This is a genomic window from Anabaena sp. UHCC 0451 (assembly GCF_034931405.1).
Taxonomy (GTDB): Bacteria; Cyanobacteriota; Cyanobacteriia; order Cyanobacteriales; family Nostocaceae; genus RDYJ01.
Map to the genome: position 1 here is coordinate 858 of NZ_JAYGHA010000026.1, position 17,036 is coordinate 17,893.

General features: G+C 34.7%; 13 protein-coding genes. 7 read left to right on the top strand and 6 right to left on the bottom strand.

Features of this window, described 5'->3' with window-relative positions:
* Nucleotides 1–4: 4 nt before the first annotated feature.
* A complete protein-coding gene (locus VB694_RS17745; RefSeq protein WP_323361659.1) occupies nt 5–1,417 on the bottom strand; it encodes an isochorismate synthase in 1,413 nt (470 codons plus the stop codon).
* Between the two features lie 409 nt (nt 1,418–1,826).
* Between VB694_RS17745 and menA the strand changes: the two genes are divergently transcribed.
* The 3 genes from menA (at nt 1,827) to VB694_RS17760 (ending at nt 5,088) form a co-directional block, all read left to right on the top strand.
* Nucleotides 1,827–2,726 carry a 2-carboxy-1,4-naphthoquinone phytyltransferase gene (gene menA, locus VB694_RS17750; RefSeq protein WP_323361660.1) on the top strand — a complete coding sequence of 300 codons (900 nt, stop codon included), beginning with the start codon at nt 1,827–1,829 and terminating at the stop codon, nt 2,724–2,726.
* Between the two features lie 68 nt (nt 2,727–2,794).
* Nucleotides 2,795–3,754 carry an o-succinylbenzoate synthase gene (locus VB694_RS17755; protein WP_323361661.1) on the top strand — a complete coding sequence of 320 codons (960 nt, stop codon included), beginning with the start codon at nt 2,795–2,797 and terminating at the stop codon, nt 3,752–3,754.
* The gene (locus tag VB694_RS17760) at nt 3,739–5,088 is read left to right on the top strand and encodes a 2-succinylbenzoate--CoA ligase (protein WP_323361662.1); all 1,350 of its coding nucleotides are present in this window, start codon (nt 3,739–3,741) and stop codon (nt 5,086–5,088) included. The genes VB694_RS17755 and VB694_RS17760 overlap by 16 nt, the downstream gene beginning before the upstream one ends.
* Nucleotides 5,089–5,092: 4 nt before the next feature.
* Here VB694_RS17760 and VB694_RS17765 read toward each other — a convergent pair whose 3' ends face one another.
* The 4 genes from VB694_RS17765 to VB694_RS17780 all read right to left on the bottom strand — a co-directional run bounded on the left by VB694_RS17765 (nt 5,093) and on the right by VB694_RS17780 (nt 8,757).
* A complete protein-coding gene (locus VB694_RS17765) occupies nt 5,093–5,542 on the bottom strand; it encodes a thioesterase family protein (RefSeq protein ID WP_323361663.1) in 450 nt (149 codons plus the stop codon).
* Between the two features lie 78 nt (nt 5,543–5,620).
* On the bottom strand, nt 5,621–6,712 hold the full coding sequence (locus VB694_RS17770) for a T3SS effector HopA1 family protein (RefSeq protein WP_323361664.1): 1,092 nt from the start codon (nt 6,710–6,712) through the stop codon (nt 5,621–5,623).
* A gap of 42 nt (nt 6,713–6,754) precedes the next feature.
* On the bottom strand, nt 6,755–7,993 hold the full coding sequence (locus tag VB694_RS17775; RefSeq protein ID WP_323361665.1) for a phosphotransferase: 1,239 nt from the start codon (nt 7,991–7,993) through the stop codon (nt 6,755–6,757).
* Nucleotides 7,994–8,436: 443 nt separating this feature from the next.
* A complete protein-coding gene (locus tag VB694_RS17780) occupies nt 8,437–8,757 on the bottom strand; it encodes a TMEM14 family protein (protein WP_323361666.1) in 321 nt (106 codons plus the stop codon).
* A gap of 77 nt (nt 8,758–8,834) precedes the next feature.
* On the opposite strand from VB694_RS17780, the gene VB694_RS17785 reads away from it, so the two are divergent.
* From VB694_RS17785 to VB694_RS17795, 3 genes are all read left to right on the top strand, one after another.
* A complete protein-coding gene (locus VB694_RS17785; protein WP_323361668.1) occupies nt 8,835–10,169 on the top strand; it encodes an ATP-binding protein in 1,335 nt (444 codons plus the stop codon).
* A gap of 113 nt (nt 10,170–10,282) precedes the next feature.
* A complete protein-coding gene (locus VB694_RS17790) occupies nt 10,283–11,554 on the top strand; it encodes a tellurite resistance TerB C-terminal domain-containing protein (RefSeq protein ID WP_323361669.1) in 1,272 nt (423 codons plus the stop codon).
* A 110-nt stretch (nt 11,555–11,664) separates the two neighbouring features.
* Nucleotides 11,665–12,990, top strand: a complete 1,326-nt coding sequence (locus VB694_RS17795; protein WP_323361670.1) for an ATP-binding protein — start codon at nt 11,665–11,667, stop codon at nt 12,988–12,990.
* Nucleotides 12,991–13,241: 251 nt separating this feature from the next.
* Here the strand turns inward: VB694_RS17795 and VB694_RS17800 are convergent, their stop codons facing one another.
* Nucleotides 13,242–14,639: a serine/threonine-protein kinase gene (locus VB694_RS17800; RefSeq protein ID WP_323361671.1), complete on the bottom strand. Its 1,398-nt coding sequence runs from the start codon at nt 14,637–14,639 to the stop codon at nt 13,242–13,244.
* Between the two features lie 155 nt (nt 14,640–14,794).
* On the opposite strand from VB694_RS17800, the gene VB694_RS17805 reads away from it, so the two are divergent.
* On the top strand, nt 14,795–16,957 hold the full coding sequence (locus VB694_RS17805) for a DEAD/DEAH box helicase (RefSeq protein ID WP_323361672.1): 2,163 nt from the start codon (nt 14,795–14,797) through the stop codon (nt 16,955–16,957).
* Nucleotides 16,958–17,036: the final 79 nt, after the last annotated feature.

Consider the following 17,036-nt stretch of genomic DNA (forward strand, 5'->3'; position numbering starts at 1 on the left):
ATCCCTATAATGCTTTGAGTAAAGCTTGCAGTTTAAGTTGTACTTCAGCAAATTCTTTGTCAGGATTAGAACCTGCAACAATACCAGCACCTGCATAAAGTCTGGCGTAATTACCATCAATTAATGCTGAACGAATCCCCACAATAAACTCACAATTTCCCTGTGCATCTACCCAGCCCAAAGGTGCAGCATATAAACCCCTTTCAAAACTTTCATAACGGCGAATTTCCTCACAAGCAATATCTCTACAAGCACCTGCAACCGCTGGTGTAGGATGTAATTGGGCAACAATTTTTAAAGGATGAATGTTAGTAGGTACTACAGCAGTAATTGGTGTCCATAAATGTTGAATATTAGATAATTGTCGTAAACGCGGGGCTAAAATTTGGGGAAATAAACCGAGTTTGGATAGACGTTGAGTAATAAAATCAATTACTAATGTATGTTCATGTTTTTCTTTGGTACTATTTACCAAATTATTAGCATTATCGGCATCTTCATTAGGTGTTTTACCTCTGGGTGCTGAACCTGCTAAAGCGTCAGTAATTAGTTGCTGATTTTGAATACTAATTAAACGTTCTGGACTAGCACCGATAAAGTTTTGTCCCTTGCCATTACTGGTAGAAAATACATAACAATTAGGATGCAAATGTCGCAGATTATTTAAAGATTTGAATAAATTGAAGGAATTATATGATCTGACATCCAAAGTATCTGCTAAAACAATTTTTCTTAAATGATTAGAGGCAATTTTTTCTAAAGCTGATAATACAGAATGTTTAAATATGTCGGAATTTGTAATCTTGTTCTTGATAAAATTCGATGGAGAGATTTCAAGGTTTGGAGAGGAATTTACTAAAGATTGGAGTGTCTTAATTTGGCTTTCTAATTCCCGTAATATCGTTTGAATATTAATGCCGGCATGAATAAGATGATTGACAACTAAGGTGCAAGATGAATTTTTGACAGCTACCTGTAATTTAGGTAGAAAAATAGTAGCAGATGGAAATGGATAATCTAATTGATGATGCTGATCAAAAAAGCTGAAGCTACAAAAAAAGTGAGTAGCGCCGAAAGGTTGGTTAGTATTGCCAAAATTAATCACATTTTTGAGACAATCTTTGATAAATTCTTCAGTTTTACTAAATCTATGTTTACCAGCAATCTCTAATTTTGTGATCGCACCAATGGCTGCAATAGCTTCACCTTTACTTCTGTTCTCCAAGTAAAAATTTAATGTATTTGCTTGGGTAAAATTATCTAATACAACTAAAGGGTCTATGACATCAATATTTAAGGAAATACTAACAATTTGCTGGCTATGATTTTCATAGCACTTTTCCTGAATTGCTAACAGTAATTGATGTAAATCTTTATAGTCTACAAAGAAACTGCTGCGACATGGTGAAATTGTCATGGATGTATAAGTTAATTTATTTTAAGTTATCTTCCTAAAGTGTAATAAGTCGTGCTGGTATTTCTATAGGTAGCATATTAAGTGGCCATTAACCAGCCTCAACTTTGTTGGGTTCTGGGAAAACCGAGAACACATACTCTTGGAGGCTGCAAAATGTCAAGTCAAGTTTTGTGAACAGGAGGTAAACCAGCAATCACAAAATTAACATTTTTTGGTAATTCACTATCGTTAAATGTCTCAGCAAACTATAAAATCTAATAGACATCTCCGAAAAAGGCGTAGGGACAATTCATGTAGCTTGCTTCCCGCAGGGTCTTGTCCCTACAAAGGGTTTCAGGTTACGCATATTTAATTTTCGGAGATATCTAACTGATAAGAAAATTTCTAGTAATGTAACTGAACACGACTGATGACTACAAATCAGATATCAATCCCCAAAAATAAATTATGGCTGGCGGCTATTAAACCGCCAATGTACAGTGTTGCTATTATGCCTATATGGGTAGGTTCATCGGTAGCTTTTGCAGAAACTAAGATTTTTAATGGCGTAATATTTGCAGTTTTTATGACTGCGGCGATTTTAATTTTAGCCTGGGAAAATATTAGTAATGATGTTTTTGATGCAGAAACAGGTATTGATAAAAATAAACATCATTCTTTGGTGAATTTAACTGGTAATAAGCAGTTAATGTTTTGGTTAGGTAATTTGTGTTTAGGTTCAGGTTTGTTGGGAATAATTGCGATCGCTATTTTGCAAAAAGACCCGACTATTATTGCTATAATCCTGCTGTGCTGCGGTTTGGGTTATATGTACCAAGGACCTCCCTTTCGTCTAGGATACCAGGGTTTAGGGGAAATTCTCTGCTTTTTCGCCTTTGGACCATTGGGAATGACAGCAGCATATTACAGTCAAACTCAAACTTGGTCAATTACTAATTTAGCCGCTTCTGTGATTGTTGGTATTGTCACCAGTTTAGTTTTATTTTGTTCACATTTTCATCAAGTTAAGGATGATATAGCGGCTGGAAAGCGATCGCCTATTGTGCGTTTGGGTACGGAAACAGGTGCGAAAGTTTTAGTTGGGTTTACAGCTAGTATTTATCCCTTATCTTTGTTGTTAGTTGGATTGGGAATTTTCCCAAGTTGGATATTACTAAGTTGGCTAAGTTTACCCTTTGCATTTCAATTATGTCGTCATGTTCTAGAAAATCATCATCTCCCAGAAAAAGTCAGTAATTCTAAATTCATCGCTGTAAAAGTTCATTTTTTCAGTTGTTTATTTTTAGGTATAGGATTTATGCTGGGGTAATCAAATCAAGTTTACCCAGATCCCCGACTTCTTAAAGAAGTCGGGGATCTATACCTCTATATATTCTCATGAAATATCAATTTTCCTATCGTTCTATTCATCAAAAATTCACTCGTCCTGTAATTACTAATCATGGAAGTTGGGAAATCCGCGAAAGCGTAATTATCCGTCTGATTGATGTTAGAGGTAGAGTTAGTTGGGGGGAAATTTCCCCTATTTATTGGTTTGGTTCGGAAACCTTAGAACAAGTTTTAGATTTTTGTCGTCAACTACCAACAAAAATTACACCAGAGATAATTTTTGATATCCCAGATAAATTACCAGCTTGTCAATTTGGTTTTGAGTCAGCATTAGAGAATTTATCAGAAAAACCCAAACTTATTAATTACGACAATCTCAATTATAGCGGCTTATTATCAGCAGGAGAAGATGCTTTAAATCAATGGGAAAGTTTATGGAAACAGGGTTATAAAACATTTAAATGGAAAATAGGAGTTGATGAAATAGCCAAAGAATTAGAAATCTTTAATTTACTGATTCAGCAGTTACCCATATCAGGAAAACTGCGTTTAGATGCTAACGGTGGACTTAGTTATGAATCAGCTGTATTATGGTTGAAAACTTGCGAAAATCTAAAAAATAGAATTGAATTTATTGAACAACCGTTAACTTTAGATAAATTCCCAGAAATGCTGGAACTGAGTAACAATTATAGTACAAAAATTGCTTTAGATGAATCTGTGGCTACATTACAACAACTTAAAAGTTGTTACAAACAAGGTTGGCGGGGTATTTTTGTGATTAAACCTGGTATAGTAGGTTCACCATCTCAGTTAAGAAAATTTTGTCAACAATATCCAATTGATATCGTATTTTCATCTGTATTTGAAACTAGAATTGGTAGACAAGCTGCATTAAAATTAGCAGCAGAATTATCTAGAAATAATCGCGCAGTAGGTTTTGGCATCAATCACTATTTTACAGAAAAAGAAGCAAACTGGCCTCAATCTTTATGGAACAACCTTTAGATTATTTACGAAATCTTAAAAATCATGATTGGTTAATTGTTAAAAATAGCCAGGATTTTTATAATATAGCGACAGAATTATATTTAGAATTAACAAAATTATCAAAAAATGGAACACCACCAAAAATCATTTTAGCTGAAAGTGAACCAGTAAGATTTTTAGCCAGTTTTATTGCTGCTTGCGCTGCTAAATGTCCGATTTTTTTATGTAACCCCGACTGGGGAAAAAATGAATGGGAACAAGTTTTTGATTTGGTTGAGCCGGATATAGTTTGGGGACTGGGGACTGGGGAATGGGGAATGGGGACTGGGAATAATAACTTATCAGCTATCGAAAATTGGATTATGATTCCTACAGGGGGTTCTTCGGGAAAGATTAAATTTGCTATTCACACCTGGGAAACATTAACAGCTTCTGTAGAAGGATTTACAGAATATTTTCAGTTAAATTCAGTTAATTCTTTTTGTGTTTTATCGCTATATCATGTCAGTGGTTTGATGCAATTTATGAGAAGTTTTACAACTGGAGGTAAATTATTTATTACCTCATTTAAAGAAATCGAATCTCAGCGAATACCTAATATTGATATTTCAGATTTTTTTATATCTTTAGTTCCCACTCAATTACAAAGACTGCTGCAAAAGCCAGAATTAACTGCATGGCTTAGTAGTTTTGAAACTGTACTTTTAGGAGGTGCGCCAGCATGGGAGGAATTGTTAGAAAAAGCGAGATTTCATCAAATTAGATTAGCACCTACCTATGGAATGACAGAAACAGCTTCTCAGGTTGCTACTTTGAAACCTGATGATTTTTTGAATGGTAAAAATAACAGTGGGCAAATTCTCCCCCATGCGGAAATAACAATTGATAATATAACAGGAAATATTAATATTAAGGCTAAATCCTTAGCTTTAGGTTATTATCCCCAACTTTGGGAAAATCCAGATAATTTATTAGTAGATGATATTGGTTTTTTTGATGCAGAAGAATATTTACATATTCTCGGCTGTAGTAGTCATAAAATTATTTCTGGGGGCGAAAATATTTACCCGATAGAAGTTGAATTAGCGATTATTAAAACAAACATGATTGTTGATGTTTGTGTCATTGGTATACCTGATAAAATTTGGGGACAAGCATTAACAGCTATTTATATTCCTAAAAACCCAGATATTACTATTTTAGAAATTCAAACCCAACTCAAAAATCAACTGACTAAATTCAAAATTCCTAAATATTGGATTCCCCTACCAAACTTACCCCGTAATTATCAAGGTAAAATCAACCGTCAACAACTCCAACAAATAGCACTGGATTTTCTAAAAACTCAATAATTAATTACATAATTTCTTCCCTTGACTTTCTTCTCTCTGCGCCCTCTGCGTCTCTGCGGTTCGTTTCTAACCAAGAAATCATCTCATCGGGTAATTCCCGCTTAATTTTACTATTCGCATCAATACAAACGTGCCTAGTAACTGCTTTAGCAACTATTACCTCAGCCACCGTAATTAAGTATGTAATGTCGAATTTATCAACATTTATTTTTTGGGGAATTAAGCTAATCATTAAATTGTCACCGCAATACATCGGGCGTAAAAAATCTACATTTGCATGAACGATGGGAAAAGCCACATTGGGATGTGTAAAAAAAGTTTTGATATTGATGCCTGAATGCTGTAGTGATTCTTCGTAAGCTTCATGACACATACTTAAAGTATGAGCAAAATAAACCACTCCAGCTGCGTCAGTGTCTTGAAATCTGACAGTTCTTTGATATGTGAAAATCATTTACTAAGAATCCTCAATTCAAACAAAAAGCAGGTATTTTACCTGCCCTAAAAAATCATTGTACTCCACTGGGCAAAATTAGCAATTTAAGGGAATATATATATCTTCAGAACTGGGGTTAAGATAAGGACGCTGAACATCAATTAAATGCTGTGCAAAATGTTCATCAATAATCCGCATTCTTTCTTCAATGGCATTTTTACCTTTTTCCCAGGATTCTAACAAAGCATTAGCAACTATTTGACAACGGTTCATCCCAAAACTTTCTTGTGTGGCAAATTTTTGGTTTGGTTCTTCAGCTAAACTCAGACCGGGAGCTAAAAATTTTGTAAATAGGGGAATTTCTGGCTGAAAATAAGACTGATGTTGTTTGTAAACAGCCTGAAGAATTTTGTGAATTGCGGGATAATCTTGTCTTTCAAAGTGAAGTATCCCCGCATCATATCGTCCATAAATATTGGGGTTATAAAGAACTTCAAAACTAAAGGGAATATTAGCATTATTGAGTTGTTGGGTGAGGGTATCCATGAGAGCGATCGCACCCAATGGTGTAAAATTAAAATAAATTCGTCCTACTCCCAAATTAGCCAATGATGTACTTTGGCGTTCCTGTCCTAGATTACTAACAGCCATATAACACCCATTTTGTAAGCGATTTTTGGGCATCCAAATGGCAATTAAATCACCTACTTTTACGGATTTTTTACTAGATTTGAGATAACATTGTGGCTCAACATATAATGTCAAAGCATTTTTAGTTACGGCTATAGTCTTGTCTGGTTCTAATCTTAATACTTCCCAATTAGAATCATAGTGACCAATACCATGATTATTTTTGTGTAATTGTTCATAAAAATCCCAATCAATCCCCATATTATAGTTTTGATTTAAGCTTTGCTGTGGTGAATAATTACCATGATTAGCATTGGCTGATAGGACAGTTTGCAGTGAACCATTGTAGTAAATACCATGTAGAAAATTTCGCAATAGTAGAGCCAGATATTTATGTTGTAAATCTGGTGAATTTTGCTTGAATCTATTTGCTACTGTTGTGGGTAAAGCAAAGGGTTGATAATTAGGGTGTTGAATAGAAAAGTTGGATGAAATTTGAATATTACTGGCAATATCAAATAAAGAATTGATGACTTGATTGGTAGAATTATTTAACATTAATAAACTTGCACCTCCAAATTTAGAATACTAACTAAAATACTAACAACCACGTAGGCGAGTTTTTTCGTAATAAATCCGCAATAATTGTTTTTCTTTTTCAGGTTTAGCAATTGTGTTTACTCCGGTTACAGATTGGAGAATTTCTGATTCAGAACTGCCAAAAATAGTTAACACAGCTTGTTCCGGCATGGTTAATAGACTTTTAGCAACTTCCAACATACACAGATGGGTATTATCAAAGTATTTGCGATACTCAATCATGTTTTGAATTTGATGAGTTAGTGCCAAACCTGTAACCTGAATGACACGTAAGATAAAGTCTGGACGATATTCCAAAATCATGGGGAAAGCATGAAGATAAGCGCGGATTACTGCCAAAATTGAAGGTTGAATCACCTCTAAGGGTATTATTGCTAAATGTAGAGATTCTTCTAATTCTAGACTGTGATCTACGACTAAACTTGATAGCCAAAGTTTGACATAACTTGCGAGTAAAGTCCCTAAATCAAAAGCTGGATCTCCCCAAGCACAAGCTTCCCAATCAATCAATCTTACCAGACAATTATCTAGTTGTTGCCAACGAGAATGAACCAAAATATTGTGTAACTGTAAATCATTATGAGTTAAACAACAAGGTTTCCATTGATATGCTAAATCGGCAATCGCTGATTCTAAACTTTCATACTGCTGATAGAGGCTATGAAATTTGAGTGATTCAGTGGGAATATGACCAAAGATATCTTGATTGATGGAGTTTATACCTTGAGCCGGATTGTAATAGTGATAACGAAATTGTCCTTGGGGAGCAGTATCCATAAAATCACGATACTCTCGTTTTTGGAAGGTAGAACGATGTAATGTTGCTAATGTATTACCAATGGCTGAGGCAATTTCTATGGGGAAAATACTGTTGCTTTCGTGAAATTTCCCCAATTCCATATATTCGCTTAAGTAACTGCGGACAAGGATGGAATTTTCTTGATCAAAATGGAGCAATAATGAAGCGATCGCGGGAATATTACCAAGAACAGGAAACTGTTGCAGTAATGTGTGGAACAGCCACTCATTAAAAAAATCATGGGGACTGCCATCAAAATTAATGTGTCGTTCTTGTTTAACCAGAAGTTTACGATTATCTGCCAGCTTCACCAGTAAATTCCGATTATTACCGCTACTTTCTGGTAAATCCGATTCATATAATGCGCCATCTTCTGAGCTACACAGACCTGCTTTTTGCAGGTACTGGATAACATTTTGAGAAGACAGTGATAATATCATGTATGATTTTCCTAGTTTCTTAAATTGCTGAGAGAATTACTTAGATTTGGCTGAATTTAGTCTGAACGGGATGCGGTAGATAGCTACAATAGCGTAAACATTAATAACGATTGCTACTATCTAGTGATATCTTATTTATGCCAGGAAAACCTGCCAAAATGGCAAATTTACCTTTATTTTTTCTTTAAACTATACTGATCACACCATAAAATCTTTACACTATTGATAATAATAACTCTAGTATATATATTGTTCTGTGGTTAAATCTTATTGATAGTAATTTTTACTAACAAGTTAATAATTGCTAGTTGATATTGTTTGCTTTCCAGGAGTTTTTTCTCCATCCTCCCTGAATTGTCATAAAAATCACGTTGTTTTTTATGATATAATTGTACTACTTTACGGACTTCAGGGAGAAGTCAGTTTTCATTTAAACACTAATGCTACTGAGGAGCAAAAATTTGATTCAAGATGACAGTTAATGCCAGCATCCCCAAAATAATCATCAATCCCGCAGGCATAAATTTACGTGTTTTAACTAATCGAAAAGCAAAGAAAACTACTAAAATGCCAGTAACAACGGCGGCTAAAGTTAAACCCCAGGTTTGTCCTTGAAATTGGCAATAGGCAGCAATTATGATTAACAAACCACTAATGATACCACTGATTAAGGAAACTTTGCTCTTAGCCTGGGTGTAGCCAATGATTCCACCTACAAATGCTAAAATGCCATAGCCAAAAGCGGCAACTATACCTAAATTCATTGTTACGACCTGTGTTGATTTGGATTTTACTTTTAGATTCAGCAGACAATTACAGTTGATTGATGGATAATTCAGTGATGTCTACGGCAAATTCTTCGTTTTACACCAAAGTTCAATTCTTCCAACGTCAAGCTGCGTCTCTTTTACTTTACCAATCTGTCCTGGGCGGCGAAGTAGCGATCGCATTTCTTGATCTACTGCAAGCTATACGTTACACTGACGCTGATGGGCGCGACTGTCTTCAAGCTTACGGTAATTATTTTCAAGCTTTAGCAGCCAGCAAACAAACCTGGGAAGAATACTTAATTAGCCAAATTCTCATTGCTGACAACCCCTTTACTAGACTAGCTCAACAGCGAGAATTTACTGATTTACCACCCGCCTTAATCTCAGCAGCCCAACATGATTTACAAGTGTTACAAAATTTATATGAATGTAACAGTGCTGTTTTAAGTGAGTGGGTACAAGTTGTATCTCATTTGCCTATTTCTCCCGTTGTGTGGTATCAAGAACCAGAACCAGTCGATAGAGATATAGATAAAAATTTAATTAGTTCTCTGCAACAGTTAGATATTTGGGCAGATGCTATCAAAAATTTAGCAAATTATTATCAACAACATGGAACTGGTTTATTTGCACAATATCACGCTTTTAGGTGGCAAGATGGCCAGTTTATTGGTATTCCTGCTCATGATCCAGTTAAACTAGATGCACTGGTAGGTTATGAATGGCAAAAAGAGACTTTGTTAAAAAACACCAAGTTTTTATTGTCAGGACAGTCAGCACTGCACATATTACTTTATGGTAGTCGTGGTTCTGGTAAGTCATCTTTAGTCAAATCTTTATTGAATGAATATAGCCATCAAAACCTGCGCTTGATTGAAGTCGCAAAATCGGAACTACAAAAACTCCCAGAAATTGTCGAACATTTGCGGGGAGTGCCACAAAAATTTATTATCTTTGTGGATGATCTTTCTTTTGAGGAAGATGATGATGCTTTTAAAGCACTAAAAGTAGTTTTAGAAGGTAGTTTAACGGCTAGACCAGAAAATGTAGTAGTTTATGCTACATCTAACCGTCGGCACTTAATTCGGGAGTATTTTAGTGATCGACCGACCCCCAAAGATAACGAAGAAGTCCATGCTTGGGATACAATGCAGGAAAAGCTTTCCTTTAGCGATCGCTTTGGTTTAACATTAACCTTTGAAGCCGCAGATCAAAAAACATATTTACAAATTGTTCAGCATTTAGCAGTACAAGCAGGTATTAATATTAATGAAAAAGATTTAGAATTTCAAGCTTTACAATGGGCAACTCGTCATAATGGCCGTTCTGGCCGGACAGCACGACAGTTTATTGATTTTTTAAAAGCAGATTTAGCCGTGTATGGTAATAATGGAAATAGTCTGTAATTCACTTACTAATAATTTTTTATTTACACAAACTGATTTTCCAGAAGATGTGAAAAATAATGACCTTAATAACTACTGATTCCCACCAGGTTACTACGCTCAAAACAAGCAAAATGCAATCAGGAATAGTAAGTAATCGTTTGATTCTCGGTGTATGTGCCTTTAGTGTCAGTTTTGGTTTAAGTCTTGTTCCTAACTGGAATTTTACTCAAGCCCTAATCACAGGCATCATTACCGTACTGGCTACCTATTCAGCCGCATTATTTGTTGATAAAAGACGCAGAAATTATGAACTGCTGGTTTTAAGTTCTCTCCATAGAAAAATCAGAGAATTAGAAAGCTTAAAATATCGAATTGCCAGGGAAGTTGAACAAGTACAACAACATAAAATTATTCTCTACACAGAATCACAACAACTGCAAAATCAAATAGTAGAATCCCGTAATCAAAGAGACAGTCTTCATCGAGATATAGGCAATTTTGCCGGACAAAAAAAACAGTTAGAATTAGAAATTAATGGACTGATAAACGAACTACAAAATATAGAAAATAGCACAGAAGAACTCAAAAATTACTGTGCTGAACTCACATCTGAAAAACGCCGCTTAGAACTAAATTGCAACGCATCCCGTTCAGAAATCAACCAACTGCAAGCTCAGATAGAAGCTTTTAATCAGGAAAAACAGGAAATTGAAAATAACTTAATCCTTTCCAATAGACTCAAACCCCAACTAGAAGAAAAACTTTATGAACTACGGTTGGAAATTCAAGAGTTAGACATTAAAGTAGTCAATCAAAATAACTTACTCACAGAGACAATAACCACCAGGAAAAATTTAGAAAATACTCTGACTGATTTACAAACCCAAAAACAAACCCAACAAGCGGAAATTAGCCAGTTACAAAATCACATTTCTTTATTACAAGATGAGCGCGACTTATTACAAAACCAAGTTTGGGAATTACTCCAAAATGTAGAAAATCTCCATCAAGAACCACTAACTGATAATATCCAAGAAAGTGAAATTGAATTATTTCCTTTTGATGAATTACTAGAACCTATAAATTCCCAAAAATCAAATTCTTTACCTTCAGAATGGAGTAATTTTTTAGAAAATTTACCAACTTATCAAATCCAGGTATTAAAAGCTATAGTCGAGCAAGATAATCCCAAAGCTATGATTAAACAAATAGCTGAAGCACAGATAACTATGCCAAATTTATTAATTGATGGCATCAATGAAATTGCCAATAATACTCTTGGTGAGCTAATTATCGAAACCAGTGCAGAAATTCCCGAAATTTATCAAGAACATCTACTCAACATTAAACAAATAATAGCAGTGTATGAAAACTCCCTAAAGAAATCAACATCCTCAAACTAAAATAATACCATTTTCCATTTGCTTAATATCTGGAATTTGTACTTTTCTGCTATACTTTTCATGGTTATTAGATGTTGAAAATAAGTTGAAAATAAATTACAATCAACTGCATGACAAAAAACAAAATCTCGAAAAAAATCACCACAGCTTTGATTAATTCCCTTGGTGCAGGAGTAGTTCCCAGAACAGGAATTGAACATATAGCCGTAGGTAGAGAAAAAGAACTAAATAGTCTTTTCCAAAATCTCAATGATATAGCCGAAGGTGTAGCTGCATTTCGGTTTATAATCGGTAACTACGGTTCAGGTAAAAGCTTCATGTTACAAATGGTTCGTAACCGCGCCATCGAACAAGGATTTGTAGTTGCTGATGCTGATTTATCTTCTGGACGCAGACTAGCAGGAAGTCATAATGAAGGTTTAGCAACCTATCGAGAATTGATGAGTCGTCTGGCTACAAAAACCCGTCCTGATGGTGGTGCTTTAGTTTCCATTTTAGAAGGATGGATTAATAAAATTCAGCAAGAAGTAGCCAAAGAAACGGGAATGCGTCCCCATGACGAAGGATTTGATGAACAAGTAGAAATAAAAATTCGGGAAGTAGTTGGATATATTGAAGACTTAGTGCATGGCTTTGATTTTGGGAGTGTAATTATCGCTTACTGGCGTAGTTATCGCTTAGATGATGATGATTTAAAAAACGCATCTTTGCGCTGGTTAAGAGGAGAATTTAATACCAAAACTGAAGCCAGAGCAGCTTTAGGAGTGCGTGTTATTATTGATGATGAAACTTGGTATGATTATATCAAATTATTAGCTAAATTTGTCGCCGAAATAGGATATAAAGGACTGTTAATTTTAGTAGATGAAGCCGTAATTTTATATCAAATAACTACTACAGTTACTCGTGAAAAAAACTACAATAGACTTTTAGCAATGTTTAACGATACCATGCAATGTAAAGCCGAAAATCTTGGTATTGTTATTGGGGGAACTACCAAATTTTTAGAAGACCCAAATAGAGGGCTTTTTGCTGACCCAGCTTGGCGCAGACGTACCCAAGAAAGTAGATTTGTATCCCAAGCTAATGTACAGGAATATTTAGGTCCTGTAATTCGTCTTAACCCTTTAACAGCAACAGAAATTCTCACACTTTTACAGCGGTTAACAGAAATTCATGCACTGAATTTTGGTTATCAACCAAGATGGAAAAATAGTGATTTACAGGAATTTATTCAAGAAATTATCACTCGCTTGGGTGGGGAAGCATTAATGACACCAGGAGAAATTATTAGAGATTTTATTAGTGTGTTGAATGTTCTTTATCAAAACCCAGAAATTAAGTTTACTGAATTAATTCACGGTGCTAATTTTAAACCTACTGCTGCTGGTAAAGATGTTGATTTAGATGATGATGTAGCCGAATTTAGTTTGTGATTAATGACGTTTTATTTATTTAACCGCAGAGACGCAGAGAACGCTGAGGAAGAGAAAGAGGAGAATCTATTCTAATACTTGTCGATTAAGCTAAAAAAATTAAATTAGGTAGGTTGGGTTGACGTTAGGAAACCCAACATTTACGAACTTTTGTTGGGTTGCGCTTTCTTTGGACCCAACCTACAAAAACTCTTAACCGAACAGTATTGGAATCTATTCCATGCGGTAATTTTTGTTTGCAATTTAGTAACTTACTCTTTGGTAATTGGTAAGTCTAGCCAATCACTCAGTTCTTGCGCTAACCAATCAAGTTCTAAGGTACTCACAGAAAACATATTATTTTGACTGGTGTGAATTTCATATTTTATCAGTCCTGCCCAAATAATTAAGCAAAGCTGAGGAGCGAGATTATAATAAATATTGCTACGTTCCAAGCGAATAATATTTTTTCTTGCACTCGGAAACCTCGTATATCGTCTCATTCCAAATAATTCATGAGATAAAGAAATTTGTCTTTTATTGATAAACAGTCTTTTTCTTCCGAAAGTAGACATGATAATCACAAAAAATAATATCCCTATATTAAGTGGAAGTAGTAAGTTTGATAAAATGCCCAATAAGTTGCCAGTAAAACCCACTGCAATATAAATGGGAATAACTGAGATACAATACCAAACAAACATCACACCTAATTTCGACATTCCTCCTTTGGGGGAAATGATAATTTCTATAAAATCAGCATTTTTATTTAAAACTATCGTACTACCAAAAGGCTTATCTAAAATCAAATTAGATTCCTTATTTGCAGTATAAATTTGCTTTGTAGGAGCTTGCAAAGACTGTAAAGCCTGTTGAGCAGAAGCCAAACGTTGACTCAAAATCGGTTGTGTCATCCTCCGCAACCAATTACTAAAATCCGGGCTAATATTAGCAGCTTGTTCAAATTTAATCACTAAATCTTGTTGCGGTAAATCTGCTGGATGTTGACCAGTAACTAAATAAATTAAAGTTGCACCCAAACCATAAAGGTCAGATGCTGGACTAGCTTTACCACTAAATTGTTCAGGTGGCATATATCCATAACTACCAACAATAGTCATGGTACTATTGCTTCTAATAATAGTTTGCACAGAACCAAAATCAACTAAATAAACATCACCAACACTATTACCAGAACGATTTGTTAATAGGATATTACTAGGTTTAATATCACGATGAATTACTGGTGGTTGCTGACTGTGTAAATATTTGAGAATTTCTAGTAATGCTTTAGCTATTTGCTTAACTTCTTGTTCATTGAAACTGCGTCCTGCTTTTAGTTGAGTTTCTAAAGATTGAGCAGGAATATAACTTTGTACAAGTGCAAATCCTTTGTAGTTAGCAGCATCTAATTCAAAATAGTTTAAATAGCTGGGAATAGCAGGATGAGAAATTGATTTTAGTGTTTCGGCCTCGCGTTCAAACAACTTTAAATCTTCCCATTGAAATTCATCATCAAATGTTAGTAATTTCACTACTACCAGTTCTTGGGTTTGCAGGTCACGAGTTAATAGCGTTCTCCGTCCAGCTTTTTTACCCAGTTGCTGCTGTACTTCATAGCGTTCTAATAGCGTCTCTTTGGCAAAATCACCCAAATCTTGATTTATCATTTTCCTAAATTTCACAACTTCGTTGCTTTGATAATTATACTCTGTATGCCTATAGTCCTGTAATATTACTTAAAATAATCAAAAACCAGATATCCGACTTCTGACATCAATTCATCGTATATTTATCAAGATAAACAAATAAATTGGGGATTTTAATGACTAATAATACATTTTCTAGACTCGCACCTTTCATTCAAGAATACATTTATCTTCACAATTGGACAGAATTAAGACCTGTACAAATTGCCGCTTGTGAAGTTATATTTCAGACTGATGCTCATTTGCTAGTTGCTGCTGCTACCGCTGCGGGAAAAACAGAAGCAGCGTTTTTACCCATTTTAACTTTATTACAAGAAAACCCATCTACTACTATAGGTGTTTTGTATATTAGTCCTATCAAAGCTTTAATTAATGACCAATTCCAACGACTCAATGACTTATTAAAAACAGCAGATATTCCTGTACATTCTTGGCATGGTGATGTCTCTCAAAGTCGCAAAAATAAAGTTTTAAAACATCCCCAAGGTATTTTACAAATCACACCAGAATCTTTAGAAAGTTTATTAATTAATAAAAATCAAGAATTAACTAGATTATTTGCTGATTTACGCTTTATAATTATTGATGAAATTCACGCTTTTATGGGTTCAGAACGAGGTTGTCAAATTATTTGTCAATTACAACGATTAGCTAAAATTACTAAAATTCAACCCAGACGCATTGGTTTATCAGCAACTCTTGGTGATTATTCAATGGCGGAAAAATGGCTAAGTTCAGGAACAGATAAGCCAGTGATTACCCCAAATATTGAGGCAGGTAAGCGGCAAATTAAACTCGCTGTAGAACATTTTTTTATTCATAAAGATATGGATGAATCTGATTATGAACAATATATTTTTAATATTAGTAAATCTCGTAAATGTCTAATTTTTGCTAATAACCGTACCTACACAGAATCTATCATTTCTGCTTTGCGAAACATAGCCAAAAATACAGGATTCCCAGATATATATCATGTTCATCATGGTAGTATTTCTGCCAGGTTGCGACAATCTGCCGAAAATGCTATGCGTGAACCAAATACTCCTGCGGTGACTGCTGCGACTTTGACTTTAGAATTAGGGATAGATATTGGTTATTTAGAAAGAGTTATTCAATTAGAATCACCTTTATCTGTTGCTAGTTTTTTACAAAGATTAGGACGCAGTGGAAGAAGAGGTGAATCGGCGGATATGCGCTTTATTTGTGCAGAAGAAAAGCCTTTATCAGAAGCTTACTTACCAGAACAAATTCCCTGGCAACTTTTACAGTCTATCGCTATTATTCAACTTTATTTAGAAGAAAGTTGGCTAGAACCAATTACACCAATTAAATATCCTTTCAGTTTACTTTATCATCAAACAATGAGCATTTTAGCAGCAACGGGAGAAATTTCATCGGCGGCTTTAGCTCAACAAATTTTAACCTTACAACCATTTGCTAATATTTCAACCGATGATTATAAGTTATTATTACGATATTTAATTGATATTAATCACATTCAAAAAACTGAACGAGGTAAATTAATTATTGGTTTAGCTGGGGAAAAAATAGTTAATAAATTTCAGTTTTATGCCGTGTTTTCTGACAATCAAGAATATACTGTGAAACAGGGTAAAACAGAAATTGGTAGTATTGTTACACCTCCTGCTGTGGGTAATCAATTTGGGTTAGCTGGTAAAAGTTGGGAAGTTTTAGAAGTTGATTTTAAAAAGCAGGTAATTTTTGTGAAGCAAGTTGACGGTAAAGCTACTATTTATTGGCGTGGGGGTAGTGGTAATATTCATGGGAGAATTTTACAAAGAATGCGTCAGATTTTGTTAGAAGATACAGAATATAGTTATTTACAAAAAAATGCTAACTCACGTTTACAGGAAGTGAGAAAATTAGCGCGAAAAGCTGGATTAGATAAACATAGTATTCTGTTAATAGAAAAGAATAAATGCTGCATCTTTCCTTGGATGGGTACGGTGGCTTATCGCAGCTTAGAAAGATTGCTTAATTGCTTTTGTCGGGAATCTTTAGAAATTAGCAGTATTGGGGGTATGAATCCCTATTATTTGACTTTGAAATTAGGGAAGGATAAGTTTTCTTCTGTTTATTCAGAAATTGCTTCATTATGTGAGCAAAGAATTACAGCCGAACATTTAGTTAGTCATGCAGAAGCACCGGAATTGCAAAAATATGATCGGTTTATTCCTAATGAGTTGTTACGGAAGGCATTTATTAATGACTATTTAGATATGGAAGAAGTGAGAAATCAGGTTTCCTTTTGGTAGAGAAATTAAATTTAAAGCTATTTTTGTGGGGTGGACATTTGCCTATCACAATTATGCAAGATAGCACTAAATTTTAGTT